The sequence below is a fragment of the Streptomyces sp. CNQ085 genome (genome assembly GCF_022614595.1).
Taxonomy (GTDB): domain Bacteria; phylum Actinomycetota; class Actinomycetes; order Streptomycetales; family Streptomycetaceae; genus Streptomyces.
Map to the genome: position 1 here is coordinate 1 of NZ_JAJFAU010000027.1, position 15,729 is coordinate 15,729.

Here is a 15,729-nt window from a genome sequence, read left to right on the forward strand (position 1 = left end):
CGCCGGCCTGCTGCTGGTGCTCTGCGCCGTGCTGCTGTACTGGGGCGACCGGCCGGCAGGGCGGAGCGCGGAGCGGGCCGGGGGGCGGGCCGGGTGGCGGGCCGTCTGACCCGGGCGGCTACCCTCGGACGCGTGGCGCTCAAGAACATCCCCGATCCCGGATTCTCCGGTGACGACGGCTCGGCCGACCCCGCACTCGCCCGGGCGCTGGCCGCCTGGGCGCAGGACCGCACCGCCGAGCCCGGGGTGCTGGCCGCCCTGGCGGAGGCCCGGCTGCTGGTGCCGGTGGTCGCCGTCCTCGGCGAGGTGGAGACCGGCGAGGACGGTCTGCGGCGGGAGAAGACCAGCGACATGGCGGTCCCCACGCTCAACGCACCGGGCGGGCGGAAGGCCCTGCCGGCCTTCACCTCCACCGACAGTCTGGCCCGCTGGCGCCCGGAGGCCCGCCCCGTCGCCGTCCCCCTGCGCCAGGCCCTCCAGGCCCTCGCCCAGGAGGGCGCCGACACCCTCGTACTGGATCTGGCCGGGCCGGTGACCTACCAGCTCACCGGCCCCGCGCTGGCGGCGCTCGCCGAGGGCCGCACCACCACCGCCGATCCGCTGGAGGACCCGGCCGTCCTCGGGGCGCTGCGCACGGTGCTGGCCGCCGAGCCCGCGGTGAGCGCCGCCCGGCTGGGTCCCGGCCGGGGCACCGACGGTGTCCTGGCCCTGCGTCTGGACCCGGCCGCGCCGCCGCGCGAGACGGCCGGGCGGGTGGCCGCCGCGCTCGCGACGGACGAGACGCTGCGCACGCGCCTGGTGCGCGGCCTGGACCTGGCACTGCTGCCGCCCGAGGGAGCCCTGCCGGGGCGCCCGCTGTACGACCGAGGCTGAGCCACCGCCGGAACGGGCCGGAGCGCGGCCGAACGGCCGGCCGCGGGGGCCGCCCGACCGAGGCGGCCCGCAGGAGGCGGCTCCCCTCAGCCGATGACCGGACCGGTGAACTTCTCGCCCGGACCCTGACCCGGTTCGTCCGGAACCGCCGACGCCTCGCGGAAGGCGAGCTGGAGCGACTTCAGGCCGTCGCGCAGCGGAGCGGCGTGGTAGGAGCCGATCTCGGTGGCGGCGGCGGTCACAAGCCCGGCCAGCGCCTGGATCAGCTTGCGGGCCTCGTCCAGGTCCTTGTGGTCCTCGCCGCCCTCGGCCAGACCGAGGTTGACCGCGGCCGAGCTCATCAGGTGGACCGCGACCGTGGTGATCACCTCGACCGCGGGCACGTCCGCGATGTCGCGGGTCATCGTCTCGAAGTCGGCCGCCCCCGCGGCCCCTCCGGCGGCGCCGGGGGAGGGAGTGGGGGTGCCGCTGTCGTCGCTCATCGTTCTCCGCTTCCTGCCGATCGGGTGCGCTTCAGCCTAGGCTCCGTCCGTCGCGCACGCGTGCGACACCGGGGGAGGAACTTCTTCGCGGCCCTGCTATGCTGGGATATCGACCGGCCGGACCACCCTCTGGGGACAGATGTGTGATCCGGCCCGCAAGTGGAGGCTCCGAAGCTCCCACCCGACCGACCCCGGAGTCGGCGGGTCACAGGTCAGGCTGCGCCCCGCGGTGTATGCGGCGGTGCTCCCGGTCAATGAGGAGCCCCGCCTGCGTTCCGTCCGGGGCGCTTTCGCGTTCCGGCTCGGTGGTCACACCAAAGCAACCGTGCGCGGCTGTCCGCCAGGCATCCGTGTGGCGCAACCGAGGAGGCCCCATCAGCGCCGAGCCCCGCATCAACGACCGGATTCGCGTCCCCGAGGTGCGACTCGTCGGTCCCAGTGGCGAGCAGGTCGGCATCGTGCCGCTTGCCAAGGCCCTGGAGCTTGCCCAGGAGTACGACCTCGACCTGGTCGAGGTCGCGGCGAACGCCCGTCCGCCGGTGTGCAAGCTCATGGACTACGGAAAGTTCAAGTACGAGTCGGCCATGAAGGCCCGTGAGGCGCGCAAGAACCAGGCGCACACGGTCATCAAGGAGATGAAGCTCCGGCCGAAGATCGATCCGCACGACTACGACACCAAGAAGGGTCATGTCGTCCGGTTCCTCAAGCAGGGGGACAAGGTCAAGATCACGATCATGTTCCGCGGTCGTGAGCAGTCCCGTCCCGAGCTGGGCTACCGGCTGCTCCAGCGCCTCGCGGAGGACGTCCAGGACCTGGGCTTCGTCGAGTCGAACCCCAAGCAGGACGGCCGGAACATGATCATGGTTCTCGGTCCGCACAAGAAGAAGACCGAGGCGATGGCCGAAGCCCGTGAGGCGCAGGCCGCCCGCAAGGCGGAGCGCCAGCAGCAGGGGAACGCGGCCCCTGCCGAGGAACACGCCGAGGCGTGATCCGGCGGCCGCGGAGCCGGCCGCCGATCGCACGGGCCCTTCCAGGGCCCGGACAGCAACCGAAACAGCTGACGCTGCCCGCACGCCGGCCCACGGCCGGCTCCGGCGGCGCCACCGACGAGGAGAGAACGGCGACATGCCGAAGAACAAGACGCACAGTGGTGCGAGCAAGCGCTTCAAGATCACCGGCTCCGGCAAGGTGATGCGCCAGCGCGCCGGCCGCCGCCACCTTCTCGAGCACAAGCCGTCCACGCTGACGCGCCGCCTCGCAGGCAAGACCGAGATGGCTCCGGCCGACGCCAAGAAGATCAAGAAGCTTCTCGGCAAGTGAGCCCTGCCGCCCGCTGATCCCCGTGATCGGCCGGGCAGGACACCGGACACCGGGACCCCATCGAACCTTCGGGCCGGCGGCGCCGCAGCACGGCAGCCGGACCACCACACCGGCCCCGCGACAAGGAGTAATTCACGTGGCACGCGTCAAGCGGGCGGTCAACGCCCACAAGAAGCGCCGGGCGATCCTCGAGCAGGCCAGCGGTTACCGCGGCCAGCGCTCCCGCCTGTACCGCAAGGCGAAGGAGCAGGTCACCCACTCCCTGGTCTACAACTACAACGACCGCAAGCGCCGCAAGGGCGACTTCCGGCAGCTGTGGATCCAGCGGATCAACGCCGGCGCCCGCGCCAACGGCATGACCTACAACCGCTTCATCCAGGGTCTGAAGGCCGCCGAGATCGAGGTGGACCGCAAGATCCTGGCCGATCTCGCGGTCAACGACCCGAACGCGTTCGCCGCGCTGGTCGAGGTGGCCCAGAAGGCGCTGCCGAGCGACGTCAACGCCCCCAAGGCCGCCTGACGACGGCAGGGACACCACCGGACCCGCGGGCCGCCGAGCCCGCGGGTCCGGTCGTCCGCCCCGGCCCGTCCGCCCTGTCCGGTACGCCCGCCGGGAAGCCCCGAGAGACCCGAGAAGCGAGAACGCCGCGCCATGGCCGCCGCCCCGGAACTGACCTCCCCGCGCTCCCCGCGCGTCACCGCCGTCCGGCGGCTGGCACGCCGCAGCACCCGCGGCAAGGAGCGCCGCTTCCTTGCCGAGGGGCCCCAGGCCGTACGCGAGGCGGTCGGCCACCGCGGCGGCGGTGAGCCCACGCTCACCGAGCTGTTCACCACCCCCGAGGCCGCCGAGCGGCACGCCGACATCGTCGCCGACGCCCGCGCCGCCGGGGCCCGTGTCCGCACCGCCACCGACGAGGTGATCGCGGAGCTGTCGCAGACCGTCACCCCGCAGGGGCTGGTCGGGATCTGCCGCTTCCTCGACCTGCCCTTCGACCGGGTGCTGGCCGCCCGTCCGAAGCTGGTCGCCGTCCTCGCCAACGTGCGCGATCCGGGGAACGCCGGGACGGTGCTGCGCTGCGCGGACGCCGCCGGGGCCGACGCGGTGGTGCTCACCGACGCCTCGGTGGACCTGTACAACCCCAAGTCGGTACGCGCCTCCGTCGGCAGTCTCTTCCACCTGCCCGTCGCCGTCGGCGTCCCCGTGGAGCGGGCCGTGGCCGGGCTGCGCGAGGCGGGTGTACGGGTGCTGGCCGCCGACGGCGCGGGCGAGCACGATCTGGACACCGAGCTGGACGAGGGCCGCATGGGAGGCCCCACCGCGTGGCTCTTCGGCAACGAGGCGTGGGGACTGCCCCAGGAGACCCGCGCACTGGCCGACGAGGCGGTGCGCGTACCCATCCACGGGCGCGCGGAGAGTCTGAACCTCGCGACCGCCGCGGCGGTGTGCCTCTACGCCTCGGCCCGTGCGCAGCGCGCACCCGGAGGGTGCCGCAGCGTCACCCCGGGCTAGTAGGGTGGCGGCCCCGGGAACCGAAGGGGGTGCGAGCGGGAGTGGACGTGAGGACATCCGGCAGGCAGGGCGGCGCCCCGCCCGACGCGCCCCATGCGTCCCGTGTCCGCCCCGCCCGGCAGGAACCGCAGCGGCCCGGCGGCGCGGCGGTGCTTCCCGACGATCTCCCCGACGGGCTGGTCGTCGCCGACGCCCGCGGCCGGGTCGTCTGCTTCAACGCCGCCGCCGCCCGCATCACCGCGCTGCCGTGCGAGGACGCGCTGGGCCGTCCCGTCGAGCAGGTCCTGCCCCTGGAGGACCTGGAGGGACGCCGCTGGTGGAAGGTCACCGACCCCTACGGGGGTCTGGCCATCCGCACCGGCCAGCCCGAGCGCAACCTCTTACTCCCCGGAGGCCGGGAGGTCCTGGTCTCCGCCCGGTACGTCCGCGCCCGACCCGCCGGCCCCGTGCAGCGGCTGGTGGTCACCCTGCGCGGCACCGAGGCCCGGCGGCGCACCGAGCGCAGCCACGCCGAGCTGATCGCCACCGTCGCCCACGAACTGCGCTCACCGCTGACCTCGGTGAAGGGCTTCACCGCGACGCTGCTGGCCAAGTGGGAGAGGTTCACCGACGACCAGAAGCGGCTGATGCTGGAGACGGTGGACGCCGACGCCGACCGCGTCACCCGGCTCATCGCCGAACTGCTGGACATCTCGCGCATCGACTCCGGGCGGCTGGAGATCCACCGCCAGCCCGTCGACATGGCCGCCGCCGTGGAGCGGCACATCCGGGCCCACGTCGCCGCGGGCCGGCCCCGGGAGCGCTTCGCCCGCAGGATCGTCACTCCGCTCCCGCCGCTGTGGGCCGACCCCGACAAGATCGACCAGGTGCTCGGCAACCTGCTGGAAAACGCCGTGCGACACGGTGAGGGAACGGTCACCATGGAGGTGGCACCGGCACGGACGAGGACGGGCGACGAAGGGACGGCGGTCACGGTGAGCGACGAGGGTCCCGGTATCCCCGAGGAGTCGATGAGCCGTGTCTTCACCCGCTTCTGGCGCGGCAGCAAGCGCGGTGGCACCGGTCTGGGCCTGTACATCGTCAAGGGCATCGTCGAGGCCCACGGAGGGGCGATCACGGTCGGCCGCTCGCCCGCGGGCGGCGCCGAGTTCAGGTTCACCCTGCCCGCGGGCGTCCCGGCCTTCATGGCCTGAGCGGGCACCCGCGGGTTCCTCCGGGTCCGTGGCGATCTTCCTCGCCCCGTAGACTCGACAGCCGGTACCTTCGAGCGGCCCGGGGACCGGCTCCGCCGAGACACCAGGGTGCCGAAGCGCCGAAGCGGGGCGAAGCAACCAACCGAAACCACGGGCCAAGCGAAAAGCACGGGAAGAGATGTCCGCACCCAACAAGTCGTACGACCCCGTAGAGGTCGAGGCACTGAAACCGGAAGAGATCGACCGGGCACGGGACGCGGCCCTCGCCGCGATCGCCGCCGCCGGTGATCTGGAGGCGCTGCGCGAGGTGAAGGCCGCTCACGCGGGCGACCGCTCACCGCTGGCACTGGCCAACCGAGAGATCGGCGCCCTCCCGCCGCACGCCAAGGCCGAGGCCGGCCGGCGCGTCGGCCAGGCGCGCGGCGCGGTGGGCCAGGCCCTCAAGCGGCGCCAGGAGGAACTGGAGGCCGAGCGCGACGAGCGCGTGCTGGTCGAGGAGGCGGTGGATGTCACGCTGCCCTTCGACCGCGTCCCCACGGGCGCCCGCCACCCACTGACCACACTGTCCGAGCGCATCGAGGACGTCTTCGTCGCGATGGGCTACGAGGTCGCCGAGGGGCCCGAGGCCGAGGCCGAGTGGTTCAACTTCGACGCCCTCAACTTCATCCCGGACCACCCGGCCCGCACCATGCAGGACACCTTCTTCGTCCAGGGCCCGGACGGCTCCGGCGAGGGGGAGTCGGGGGTCGTGCTGCGCACCCACACCTCGCCGGTGCAGGTCCGCTCCCTGCTGGAGCGGAAACCGCCGGTGTACGTGATCTGCCCCGGCCGGGTATACCGCACCGACGAGCTGGACGCGACCCACACCCCGGTCTTCCACCAGGTCGAGCTGCTCGCCGTGGACGAGGGCCTGACCATGGCCGACCTCAAGGGCACCCTGGACCACATGGTCAAATCCCTGTTCGGCGAGGATCTGAGCACCCGGCTGCGCCCGTCGTACTTCCCCTTCACCGAGCCGTCCGCCGAGATGGACATGGTGTGCTTCGCCTGCCGCGGGGAGTCCGTCGGCAACCCCGACCGCCCCTGCCGCACCTGTTCGTCGGAGGGCTGGATCGAGCTGGGCGGCTGCGGCATGGTCAACCCGCGGGTGCTGACCGCCTGCGGTGTGGACCCGGAGCGCTACAGCGGCTTCGCCTTCGGGTTCGGTATCGAGCGGATGCTGATGTTCCGCCACAACGTCGAGGACATGCGAGACATGGTCGAGGGCGACGTCCGGTTCACCCGGCCGTTCGGGATGGAGATCTGATGCGGGCCCCGCTTTCGTGGCTGCGGGAGTACGTCGACCTGCCGGCCGGTGAGACCGGCCGCGATGTCGCGGCGAAGCTGATCGCGGCCGGTCTGGAGGTCGAGACCGTCGAGCGGCTCGGTGCCGACATCACCGGGCCGCTGGTCGTCGGCCGCGTCCTGGCGATCGAGGAGTTGACCGGCTTCAAGAAGCCGATCCGCTACTGTCAGGTCGACGTCGGGGAGGCCAACGGAACCGGTGAGCCGCAGAACATCGTCTGCGGCGCCACCAACTTCGCCGTCGGCGACAAGGTCGTGGTGATCCTGCCCGGCGGCGTGCTGCCCGGCGACTTCCGGATCAGCGCCCGCAAGACCTACGGCAAGCTGTCGGAGGGCATGATCTGCTCGGCCAGCGAGCTGGGCATGAGCGACGACCACGAGGGCATCATCGTGCTCCCGCCCGAGCACGAGGTGGGCGCCGACGCGATCGAACTGCTGGAACTGGTCGACGAGGTTCTCGACATCGCCGTCACGCCCGACCGCGGCTACTGCCTGTCCATGCGCGGTGTCGCCCGCGAGGTGGCCACCGCCTACGGTCTGCCGCTGCGCGACCCGGCGCTGCTGGACGTCCCCGTGCCCAACGAGCACGGCCACCCGGTCAGGATCGACGACCGGCGCGGCTGCGACCGCTTCACCGCCCGCATGGTCACCGGCGTGCGGCCCGACGCCCGCTCCCCGATCTGGCTCCAGCGGCGGCTGCAGAAGGCCGGGATGCGCCCGATCTCGCTGGCCGTGGACATCACCAACTACGTGATGCTCGAACTCGGCCAGCCCCTGCACGCCTACGACCGCTCCCGTCTCAGCGGGACGATCGGTGTGCGCCGGGCCCGGCCGGGGGAGAAGCTCACCACTCTCGACGGCACCAAGCGTGAGCTGCATCCCGAGGACCTGGTCATCACCGACGACACCGGACCGGTCGGCCTGGCCGGTGTGATGGGCGGAGCCGACACCGAGATCGCCGACGCGCAGGAGGCGGCGGGCACCACCGAGATCGTGATCGAGGCCGCGCACTTCGACCCGATCTCCATCGCACGCACCGCCCGCCGCCACAGGCTCTCCTCCGAGGCGTCCAGGCGCTTCGAGCGAGGCGTCGACCCGCAGGCCACCTCCGCCGCCGCTCAGCGCACCGTCGACCTGCTGATCCTGCTGGCGGGCGGCGCCGCGGAGGCAGGTGTGACCGAGGTCGTCTCGCCCAGCGGTCCGCGTACCGTCAGGATGCGCGCCGACCACCCGGACCGGGTCGCGGGCGTGGCCTATGGCCGCGAGACCGTGGCACGCCGGCTGCAGGACGTGGGCTGCGACGTCTACGGCACCGACGAGCTGACCGTGACCGTGCCGTCGTGGCGGCCGGACCTGACCGACCCCAACGACCTGGCCGAGGAGGTCATGCGGCTGGAGGGCTACGAGGCCCTGCCCTCCACCCTGCCGCGTCTGCCCTCCGGCCGCGGCCTGACCGAGCGGCAGCGGCTGCGCCGCCGGGTCGGGCGGGCCCTGGCCGGAGCGGGATACGTCGAGGCGCCGAACTACCCGTTCGTCGGTGACGCCGCCTTCGACCGGCTCGGTCTGGAGGCGGACGACCCCCGCCGCCGCACCGTACGGCTGGTCAACCCGCTCTCCGACGAGGAGCCGGTGCTGCGCACCACGCTGCTGCCCGGACTGCTCGCCGCGCTGCGCCGCAACGACGGCCGGGGTTCCCAGGGCGGTCACGGGGGGCTCGCGCTCTTCGAGACCGGCCTTGTCTTCCGGCCCACCGGGCAGGAGACCGCCGCCGTCCGGCTGCCGGTCGACCGCCGCCCCACGGACGAGGAGCTCGCCTCCCTCCGGGCCACGCTGCCCGAGCAGCCGCGCCGGGCCGCGGTCGTCCTGGCCGGTGCGCGCGAGCAGGCCGGCTGGTGGGGCAAGGGTCGCCCGGCGACCTGGGCCGACGCGGTCGAGGCGGCCCGTACCGTCGCCCGCGAGGCCGGTGCGGAGCTGATCGTGGAAGCCGACCGGCATGCCCCCTGGCACCCGGGGCGCTGCGCCGCGCTGTACGCGGAGGCCGACGGCGGGCGCACTCTGGTCGGGCACGCCGGCGAACTGCATCCGCGCGTGATCAAGATGATGCAGCTGCCCGCCCTCACCTGCGCCATGGAGATCGACCTCGATCTGCTGGAGCGGGCCTCCTCGGGCGCTCCGCGGGCCCCGCACGTGTCCACCTTCCCGGTGGCCACGCAGGACGTAGCCCTGGTGGTGGACGCCTCCGTCCCGGCGGCCGAGGTCGAGTCGGCGCTGCGCGAGGGCGCGGGCGAGCTGCTGGAGTCGCTGCGGCTGTTCGATGTCTTCACCGGCGAGCAGCTCGGTGAGGAGAGGAAGTCCCTGGCCTACGCCCTGCGCTTCCGCGCACCCGACCGCACGCTGACGGCCGAGGAGACCACGGCCGCCCGCGAGGCGGCGGTGGCCGCGGCGGTCGAGCGCACCGGCGCGGTGCTGCGCGGCGCTTAGCCGTCTTCCGTCCGCCGGGACGGAGGCGGAGAGGACGCGGAACGCCGACGGCGGGGCGCCCCCTTTCAGGGGGGGGCACCCCGCCAGGTGCGGCGGATCTCAGTAGGTGTAGAAGCCCGCGCCGGTCTTGCGGCCCAGGCGGCCGGCGTCGACCATCCGCTGCAGCAGCGGCGGTGCGGCGTACAGCGGCTCCTTGTACTCCTCGTACATCGAGTACGCGACCGAGGCGACCGTGTCCAGGCCGATGAGGTCGGCGAGCTTGAGCGGCCCCATGGGGTGCGCGCAGCCCATCTCCATGCCGTTGTCGATGTCCTCGCGGCTGGCGATGCCCGTCTCGAACATCCGGATGGCCGAGAGCAGATACGGGATCAGCAGTGCGTTGACCACGAAGCCCGAGCGGTCCTGGGCGCGGATGGCGTGCTTGCCCAGCAGCTTGACGACCGCGGTCTCGGCCCGCGCGATGGTGTCGTCGGAGGTGGTCAGCGCGGGGATCAGCTCCACCAGCCGCTGCACCGGCGCGGGGTTGAAGAAGTGGATGCCGATCACCCGGTCCGGACGGGAGGTCGCCACGGCCAGCTTCACCAGCGGGATGGAGGAGGTGTTGGAGGCCAGGATCGCGTCCGGGCTGGTCACCACCTGGTCGAGGATCTGGAAGATCTCGGTCTTGATCTGCTCGTTCTCCACGACCGCCTCGATCACCAGATCGCGGTCGGCGAACTCGCCGAGGTCGGTGGTGAAGGAGAGGCGCTCCAGGGTGGCGTCGCGCTCCACCTCGCTGATCTTGCCTCGTGCGGCGGCCTTCTCCAGGGAGGTCACCAGCCGGGTACGGCCTATCTCCAGGGCTTCGCCGGTGGTCTCGGCGACCATGACGCTCAGGCCGGCCCGTGCGCAGACCTCGGCGATACCCGAGCCCATCTGGCCGCAGCCCACCACTCCGACGCGTTCGATGTCGGTCACATCGTGCCTTTCGCTGGTCCACTGGTCCGCGACGCCGCCCCGTACGGTTCCGGCCGCAGCGCCTCGCCGACCGACGTTACCGCGTCGAGCCGGGGAAACGGGCGGCCGGGGCTCGGCGGTCCCCGCCGACCGGCCGTCCGGAAGACCGGCTCGTGACGCGGGGATCGCCCGGGCCTCGGAATCCCGGGGCCGGCCGGGGCCGGGCTCACGGAGGCGGTCGGTCATCCTCCGGCCGGGCCGGCGCCGCCGGTGAGGCGGCCGTCGACTCTTTCTTGGCATGGGCACGGCATTCTCGGACGGGGTCGACCACGCGGGTGGTGCGGCGCCGACGGGCGCTCACGCGTCCGCTACGTGCGGTTGCCGCCCGGATACCCGGCCGGGATGATCGAGTGAGTCGTCGCCAGGAGGAGGCAGCATGGGGCTTTTCCCTCGGAGGACCTTCGGCGCGGCGGCGGTCGGGGTGCTCTCCGGCTCGCTGCTGACCGGCCCGGGGGCGGGAGCGGCGTCGGCGGGGGTGCGGGGCGGGAGCGGCCGGCACCGGGCCGGTCAGCGGTTGCGCGGAGTGTGGGTGGCGACCGTCGCCAACATCGACTGGCCGGCCAGGCCCGGGCTCGCCGCGGCCGAGCAGCGAAGACAGCTGCTGGCGCACCTGGACACGGCGGTCGAGCGCCGTCTCAACACGGTGTTCTTCCAGGTGAGGCCCACTGCGGACGCCCTGTGGCCCTCGCCGTACGAGCCCTGGGCGCAGTATCTCACCGGCACCCAGGGCGAGGACCCCGGCTGGGATCCGCTGGGCTTCGCCGTGTGCGAGGCCCACCGGCGCGGGCTGGAGCTGCACGCCTGGTTCAATCCCTACCGGGTGGCCAACCACACAGACCCCGCGCGGCTGGCGGACTCCCACCCCGCGCGCCACCACCCGGAATGGGTGGTGGCCTACGGCGGCAAGCTCTACTACAACCCCGGGCTCCCCGAGGTGCGTGCCTTCGTCCAGGACGCGATGTTCGACGCGGTGGAGCGCTACGACATCGACGGCATGCACTGGGACGACTACTTCTACCCGTACCCGGTGGCGGGCGAGGTCTTCGACGACGACGCCGCCTACGAGCGGTACGGCGCGGCCTTCGCCGACCGGGCCGACTGGCGGCGCGACAACATCGACCGGCTGGTCCGGGAGGCCGCGCTGCGCCTGAGGCGGACCAAACCGCGCGTGCGCTTCGGGATCAGCCCCTTCGCCGTGTGGCGCAACGCGGGCACCGACCCGGAGGGCTCCGACACCCGCGCGGGCGTGGAGACCTACGACGACCTGTACGCCGACACCCGCAAGTGGGTGCGTGAGCGCTGGATCGACTGCATCGTGCCGCAGGTGTACTGGGACATCGGCTTCGCCGCCGCCGACTACGCGAAGCTGGTGCCCTGGTGGGCCGACGTGGTGAGGGGCACCGGCGTCGAACTCCACATCGGCGAGGCGCTGTACAAGGCGGGTGACCCGGCCCAGGGGCCGGCCTGGCACGATCCGGCCGAACTCTCCCGCCACCTGACGTTCTGCGGCCGCCACCCCGAGGTCCGCGGCAACGCCTACTTCTCGGCGAGACACGTCGCCGCGGACCCGATCGGAGCGATGAGCCGGGTGGTGGAGGACCACTACGACCGTCCGGTGCGGGCACCCCGCTAGCGCTCCCGCGTGTTCCCCCGTTCGGCGTGGGGCCCCGGCCTCAGCGGCGCCGGGGCTCGCCGTGCTCCAGCAGGGGCTCGCCGTGGTGCCTCACCACGGAGTCGGGCCCCGGCGACATCACGGTCTCGTGTCCGTCCTCGAAGCGGACCCGGTACGGCGGCTCGCCGTTCGTGCCCAGTACCTCGATGATCTCCGCGACCCTCTCGTGCTGCCCCACGAACCTGCCATGGACCAGCAGCAGGTCTCCCGCGTTCGCCTGCATCGGCGGTCTCCTGTCCGTATAAAGAAGAAAATCCTGTTCATTCCGATTCTAGAGGCGGAAGGCGGCCGTGCGCCCGCGAGCGCGGAAGCGGGGAGACGGACGGGAGACGGACGGGAGACGGAGGGGAGACGGAGGGGAGACGGAGGGAGGGGCAAAACCGGTCGACGGGCCGCACCGGGGCTGCCAGGCTCTCCAGCCATGAGCATCCCGTACGAGATCTCCACCGACCCCGCCCGCCTCGACGCCGCCCGCGTCCACCGCTGGCTGTCCACCGACGCCTACTGGGCGCTGGGCCGCAGTCGTGTGAAACAGGACACGGCCATCGCGGGCTCGCTCAACCTCGGGGCGTACGACCGGGACACCGGTGAGCAGCTCGGCTATGCGCGAGTGGTCACCGACCGGGCCACCTTCGCCTGGCTGTGCGACGTCTACGTCGCCCCCGCCGCCCGTGGCCGGGGCCTTGGGAAGGCGCTGGTGGGAGCCGCGCTCGCGGAACTGGAGCCCTGCGGGCTGGGGCGGGTGCTGCTGGCCACCGAGGACGCGCACGGCCTCTACGAGGGCCTCGGCTTCCGCCGGCCGGCGGCTCCGGGGCAGCTGATGGCGCTGGTCCCCGGGTGATCCGGGCATACGTCCGAAAACAGTCCGTGCCCGACCGTCGAACAATCCGGTTCACGGTTCTACCATCCGGTAATGCACCTGCGGATCACGCTGCTCGCCGCCGCCCGGAGCTCGTCCCCGCTGGACGTGCGCTTCGAGGACGACCGTCCTCTGGACGCCGCCGGGTGGTGGGAGGCCGAGCGGGCCATCCCGGCGTACGCGCACCTGGCGGGCGCCGAGCTGCGCTACTGCTCCCCGACCATGCGCTGCCGCGAGACCGGGGGCGTCCTGGGGATGCGGCCGCTGGCCCAGCCCGCGCTGCGCGAGTGCGACATGGGCCGGTGGCGCGGACACACCCTCAGGGAGGTCGCCGCGATCGAGTCGCGGGCCGTGGACATCTGGCTCGCCGACCCCCACGCCACTCCGCACGGGGGCGAGTCGCTGTTCTCCTTCATCCTGCGCATCGGTGAATGGCTCGACACCCGGCCCGGCGGCGAGGGCGACGCCCTGATCGCTGCGGTCGTCGAGCCGACGGTGCTGCGCGCGGCCGCGGTGTACGCGCTGAAGGCGCCGCCGCACACCTACTGGCGGGTGGACGTCCGGCCGCTGTCGTCGGTCACTCTGGCCGGGCGGGCGGGGGACTGGACGCTGGCCATGGACCACTGACGTGCGGCGGGGGGGGGGGGGGGGGGGGGTGCGGCGTTCCCGCCGCACCCCGCCTCTCCCGCTCGGGGAGGCCTACAGCTCCCGCTCGGCGTAGGCGCCCATGGCGTCCCGGACGAAGGCCGCCGTGCCCTCGCCGTACCGGTCGTAGGCGGCGGTGAAGCGCGGGTCGTCGACGTACATCTGCCCGAGCCCGGCGAACTGCTCCGCACCGGGGCGCCTGCCCTGCCAGCCGGCGGACACCCACTCGTAGTGCCGCCGGGTGATCGCGAGTACCTCCTCGCTGTCCGGTGCGAGACCGGCCCGGTGGGCGCGGGCGTAGTCGGTGGAGATGTCGGTCTGGCGCTGTTGGAGGGCCTTCCTGCTCTCCTCCGTCAGCGAGCGCCACCAGCGGTCGCCACGCTCGAAGGCGTCGCGGCCCCAGCGTTCGATCACCTCGTCCTCGTACTCGGTATGGTCGAAACCGTCGAGAGCCTCCTGGGGCATCAGGGGCTCGCCTCCTTCCATCCTGGCCAACGTCTTCCGCACCGACTCGATCCGCCGGCCCAGGCGCTCCCGCTCCCGTTCGAGCAGCTCCAGATGGGTGTGCAGCGCGGCGGCCGCGTCCCGCTGCCCGTCGAGCGCCTCGGAGATGGCGGTCAGCCCCAGGCCGAGCTCGCGCAGCAGCAGGATCCGCTGGAGTCGCACCAGCGCGCGCTCGTCGTAGTAGCGGATCCCGCCGTGCCCGACCCGGCTGGGACGCAGCAGCCCCACGGCGTCGTAGTGGCGCAGAGTGCGGCTGGTGGTCCCGGCCGAACGGGCGATCTCCTGAATGGACCATTCCATCGCCTGCCGCCTCCGGGGCCTCGGTGATCTGGTCGGTGCCGACGACGCTAGGGGTTTACGCGGCGTCAACCGCAAGCCCGGCACCGGGGTCCGTCCCCGAAGGCCGCGAGAGGCGCGGTGAGGGGTGCGGTGAAGGCGCTACGACCTGCGACGGGGCCTGCCGCGACGACCGCCCCCGGCACCGCCGGAACCCCTCAAGCCTCCGGAGCCGCGCCGGACGTCCCGGCCGGACTGCCCGCCTCCCACGGACTTCCGCCGCGCGCCACCCCCGTCCGGGCGCCTAGGCTTCTCCTTGTCCCGCTTCTCCCGCCCGCCCGGCCCGGCCTCCTCGGCGGCGGGGCGGCGGCCCCGGGTGCTGTTGACGGTCCGGCCCCGGACGATCCCGATGAGGTCCTCCACGAGATCGGTGGTCCGGTCCTCCCGCCACGACAGTGCGACGCGTGACCGGGGGGTGTCCGTGACGGGCCGGTAGGTGAGGTCCCTGCGGTGGTGCAGCCGGGCGAGCGACTGCGGCACGACGAGCAGTCCCACCCCCGCCGCCACCAGCTCGATGGCGTCCGCCGTCGTGGCGGGGCGCTCGAAGGCGGGCCGCCCCGGCGGGCGCTCCCACTCCAGGGTGTCGTCGAGGGGGTGCAGCACGGTCTCCTCGTCCAGTTCCCCGGCGGACACCTCCTCGACGGCGGTCACCAGGTGGTCCCTGGGGACCACGACCACCGTGGTCTCGGTGTAGAGGGGGATCGCGCTGAGATCCGTACGGTCGGTGGGCAGCCGCAGGAAGCCCGCGTCGGCGCCGCCGTCGCGCAGCACGCCGGCCGCCCCGGCGGCGGGCACCTGGACGAGGTCGAGCGGGACACCCGGCAGTCGCTCGTTCCAGATCCGCACCCACTTGGTGGGCGTCACTCCCGGGACGTACGCGAGCCGGAACGAGGAGGATGTTTCCGAGCCGTTCACCGGGCCAGGCTACCGGGGAGCCGGGGCCGGGTGGCGGGAGGAGCCGCGGGCGCTCGATACCCTGGACCCCATGAAGTCGCAGCAGACCGCCCAGACGATGAAGCCCGCCACCGCGGCGAAGAAGCTGGGCGTGTACCTCGAGGCCACCCCCGCCGAGTTCCGGGAGGGCGTCGTCTCACGCGCGGAACTGAACGCGCTGCAGACCGACCCGCCCGAGTGGCTGAGGGAGCTGCGGCGCGACGGACCGCACCCCCGCCCGGTGGTCGCGGCGAAGCTGGGCGTCTCCAACTCGGGACTCGCGCGCGGCGGGATCACCGACCCCCTGACCACCGAGCAGATCGAGGCGCTGAAGGCGGAGGACCCCGGGTGGCTGCGGAAGGAGCGCGCCACCCAGGCGGAGGTCCGCAAGGAGGCGGCGCGCCTGAAGGAGCGGAAGGCGGAGCAGGAGGACCAGCCCCGCCCGCCGCGCCCCTGATCCCGTCCCCCGCCGTGCGGCGCCGCGCTCGTGGCCGCAGCCCCGCCCGGCCCGTCGGCCGGTCCTTCCGACCGACCGGCGGGCCGGGCGTCTTCACGGGCGTCTTCCCCTCGCTCCCGGCGCC

General features: G+C 73.2%; 17 protein-coding genes. 12 read left to right on the forward strand and 5 right to left on the reverse strand.

Features of this window, described 5'->3' with window-relative positions; genetic code table 11:
- The first annotated feature begins 132 nt into the window (after positions 1-132).
- Positions 133-873 (forward strand): SseB family protein, encoded by a 741-nt coding sequence (locus LJ221_RS07565; RefSeq protein WP_241714845.1) that lies wholly within the window; start codon positions 133-135, stop codon positions 871-873.
- Between the two features lie 86 nt (positions 874-959).
- Here the strand turns inward: LJ221_RS07565 and LJ221_RS07570 are convergent, their stop codons facing one another.
- Positions 960-1,355 (reverse strand): DUF1844 domain-containing protein, encoded by a 396-nt coding sequence (locus LJ221_RS07570; RefSeq protein WP_237879704.1) that lies wholly within the window; start codon positions 1,353-1,355, stop codon positions 960-962.
- Positions 1,356-1,705: 350 nt separating this feature from the next.
- Between LJ221_RS07570 and infC the strand changes: the two genes are divergently transcribed.
- The 7 genes from infC to pheT all read left to right on the forward strand — a co-directional run bounded on the left by infC (position 1,706) and on the right by pheT (position 9,203).
- The gene (gene infC / locus LJ221_RS07575; RefSeq protein WP_241714846.1) at positions 1,706-2,344 is read left to right on the forward strand and encodes a translation initiation factor IF-3; all 639 of its coding nucleotides are present in this window, start codon (positions 1,706-1,708) and stop codon (positions 2,342-2,344) included.
- A gap of 136 nt (positions 2,345-2,480) precedes the next feature.
- A complete protein-coding gene (gene rpmI, locus LJ221_RS07580) occupies positions 2,481-2,675 on the forward strand; it encodes a 50S ribosomal protein L35 (RefSeq protein WP_093850868.1) in 195 nt (64 codons plus the stop codon).
- Positions 2,676-2,811: 136 nt separating this feature from the next.
- Positions 2,812-3,195: a 50S ribosomal protein L20 gene (gene rplT / locus LJ221_RS07585; protein WP_241714847.1), complete on the forward strand. Its 384-nt coding sequence runs from the start codon at positions 2,812-2,814 to the stop codon at positions 3,193-3,195.
- Between the two features lie 132 nt (positions 3,196-3,327).
- Complete coding sequence (locus LJ221_RS07590) at positions 3,328-4,185, forward strand: RNA methyltransferase (RefSeq protein ID WP_241714848.1); 858 nt, start codon at positions 3,328-3,330, stop codon at positions 4,183-4,185.
- Between the two features lie 41 nt (positions 4,186-4,226).
- Complete coding sequence (locus LJ221_RS07595) at positions 4,227-5,378, forward strand: ATP-binding protein (protein WP_374228399.1); 1,152 nt, start codon at positions 4,227-4,229, stop codon at positions 5,376-5,378.
- A gap of 178 nt (positions 5,379-5,556) precedes the next feature.
- Positions 5,557-6,684, forward strand: a complete 1,128-nt coding sequence (gene pheS, locus LJ221_RS07600) for a phenylalanine--tRNA ligase subunit alpha (protein ID WP_241714849.1) — start codon at positions 5,557-5,559, stop codon at positions 6,682-6,684.
- Positions 6,684-9,203 (forward strand): phenylalanine--tRNA ligase subunit beta, encoded by a 2,520-nt coding sequence (pheT, locus tag LJ221_RS07605; protein WP_241714850.1) that lies wholly within the window; start codon positions 6,684-6,686, stop codon positions 9,201-9,203. Before pheS ends, pheT begins: the two co-directional genes overlap by 1 nt.
- 99 nt (positions 9,204-9,302) lie before the next feature.
- Here the strand turns inward: pheT and LJ221_RS07610 are convergent, their stop codons facing one another.
- A complete protein-coding gene (locus LJ221_RS07610; RefSeq protein ID WP_241714852.1) occupies positions 9,303-10,160 on the reverse strand; it encodes a 3-hydroxybutyryl-CoA dehydrogenase in 858 nt (285 codons plus the stop codon).
- A 415-nt stretch (positions 10,161-10,575) separates the two neighbouring features.
- Between LJ221_RS07610 and LJ221_RS07615 the strand changes: the two genes are divergently transcribed.
- Positions 10,576-11,832: a glycoside hydrolase family 10 protein gene (locus LJ221_RS07615; RefSeq protein ID WP_241714855.1), complete on the forward strand. Its 1,257-nt coding sequence runs from the start codon at positions 10,576-10,578 to the stop codon at positions 11,830-11,832.
- Between the two features lie 40 nt (positions 11,833-11,872).
- Here LJ221_RS07615 and LJ221_RS07620 read toward each other — a convergent pair whose 3' ends face one another.
- Complete coding sequence (locus LJ221_RS07620; RefSeq protein ID WP_101257188.1) at positions 11,873-12,094, reverse strand: DUF1918 domain-containing protein; 222 nt, start codon at positions 12,092-12,094, stop codon at positions 11,873-11,875.
- 198 nt (positions 12,095-12,292) lie between these two features.
- Here LJ221_RS07620 and LJ221_RS07625 point away from each other — a divergent pair, with 198 nt between their 5' ends.
- Both LJ221_RS07625 and LJ221_RS07630 read left to right on the forward strand, forming a co-directional pair.
- Positions 12,293-12,712 carry a GNAT family N-acetyltransferase gene (locus LJ221_RS07625; protein WP_241714857.1) on the forward strand — a complete coding sequence of 140 codons (420 nt, stop codon included), beginning with the start codon at positions 12,293-12,295 and terminating at the stop codon, positions 12,710-12,712.
- Between the two features lie 72 nt (positions 12,713-12,784).
- Positions 12,785-13,357, forward strand: coding sequence for a histidine phosphatase family protein (locus tag LJ221_RS07630; protein ID WP_241714859.1), 573 nt, complete (start codon positions 12,785-12,787; stop codon positions 13,355-13,357).
- Positions 13,358-13,429: 72 nt separating this feature from the next.
- On the opposite strand, the gene LJ221_RS07635 is transcribed toward LJ221_RS07630, so the two are convergent.
- Together LJ221_RS07635 and LJ221_RS07640 are read right to left on the reverse strand one after the other, a co-directional pair.
- Positions 13,430-14,179, reverse strand: coding sequence for a TipAS antibiotic-recognition domain-containing protein (locus tag LJ221_RS07635; protein WP_241714861.1), 750 nt, complete (start codon positions 14,177-14,179; stop codon positions 13,430-13,432).
- Positions 14,180-14,317: 138 nt separating this feature from the next.
- Positions 14,318-15,130, reverse strand: a complete 813-nt coding sequence (locus LJ221_RS07640; RefSeq protein WP_241714863.1) for a LysR family substrate-binding domain-containing protein — start codon at positions 15,128-15,130, stop codon at positions 14,318-14,320.
- A 70-nt stretch (positions 15,131-15,200) separates the two neighbouring features.
- On the opposite strand from LJ221_RS07640, the gene LJ221_RS07645 reads away from it, so the two are divergent.
- On the forward strand, positions 15,201-15,605 hold the full coding sequence (locus LJ221_RS07645; protein WP_241714865.1) for a DUF5997 family protein: 405 nt from the start codon (positions 15,201-15,203) through the stop codon (positions 15,603-15,605).
- Positions 15,606-15,729: the final 124 nt, after the last annotated feature.

Excerpts from the sequence above, each read along its gene's own strand:
- LJ221_RS07615 (WP_241714855.1), top strand. The coding sequence starts at position 10,576 with ATGGGGCTTTTCCCTCGGAGGACCTTCGGCGCGGCGGCGGTCGGGGTG.
- pheT (WP_241714850.1), top strand. The coding sequence starts at position 6,684 with ATGCGGGCCCCGCTTTCGTGGCTGCGGGAGTACGTCGACCTGCCGGCC.
- LJ221_RS07630 (WP_241714859.1), top strand. The coding sequence starts at position 12,785 with ATGCACCTGCGGATCACGCTGCTCGCCGCCGCCCGGAGCTCGTCCCCG.
- LJ221_RS07620 (WP_101257188.1), bottom strand. The coding sequence starts at position 12,094 with ATGCAGGCGAACGCGGGAGACCTGCTGCTGGTCCATGGCAGGTTCGTG.
- LJ221_RS07645 (WP_241714865.1), top strand. The coding sequence starts at position 15,201 with ATGAAGTCGCAGCAGACCGCCCAGACGATGAAGCCCGCCACCGCGGCG.
- LJ221_RS07590 (WP_241714848.1), top strand. The coding sequence starts at position 3,328 with ATGGCCGCCGCCCCGGAACTGACCTCCCCGCGCTCCCCGCGCGTCACC.
- pheS (WP_241714849.1), top strand. The coding sequence starts at position 5,557 with ATGTCCGCACCCAACAAGTCGTACGACCCCGTAGAGGTCGAGGCACTG.
- LJ221_RS07570 (WP_237879704.1), bottom strand. The coding sequence starts at position 1,355 with ATGAGCGACGACAGCGGCACCCCCACTCCCTCCCCCGGCGCCGCCGGA.
- LJ221_RS07625 (WP_241714857.1), top strand. The coding sequence starts at position 12,293 with ATGAGCATCCCGTACGAGATCTCCACCGACCCCGCCCGCCTCGACGCC.
- LJ221_RS07635 (WP_241714861.1), bottom strand. The coding sequence starts at position 14,179 with ATGGAATGGTCCATTCAGGAGATCGCCCGTTCGGCCGGGACCACCAGC.
- rpmI (WP_093850868.1), top strand. The coding sequence starts at position 2,481 with ATGCCGAAGAACAAGACGCACAGTGGTGCGAGCAAGCGCTTCAAGATC.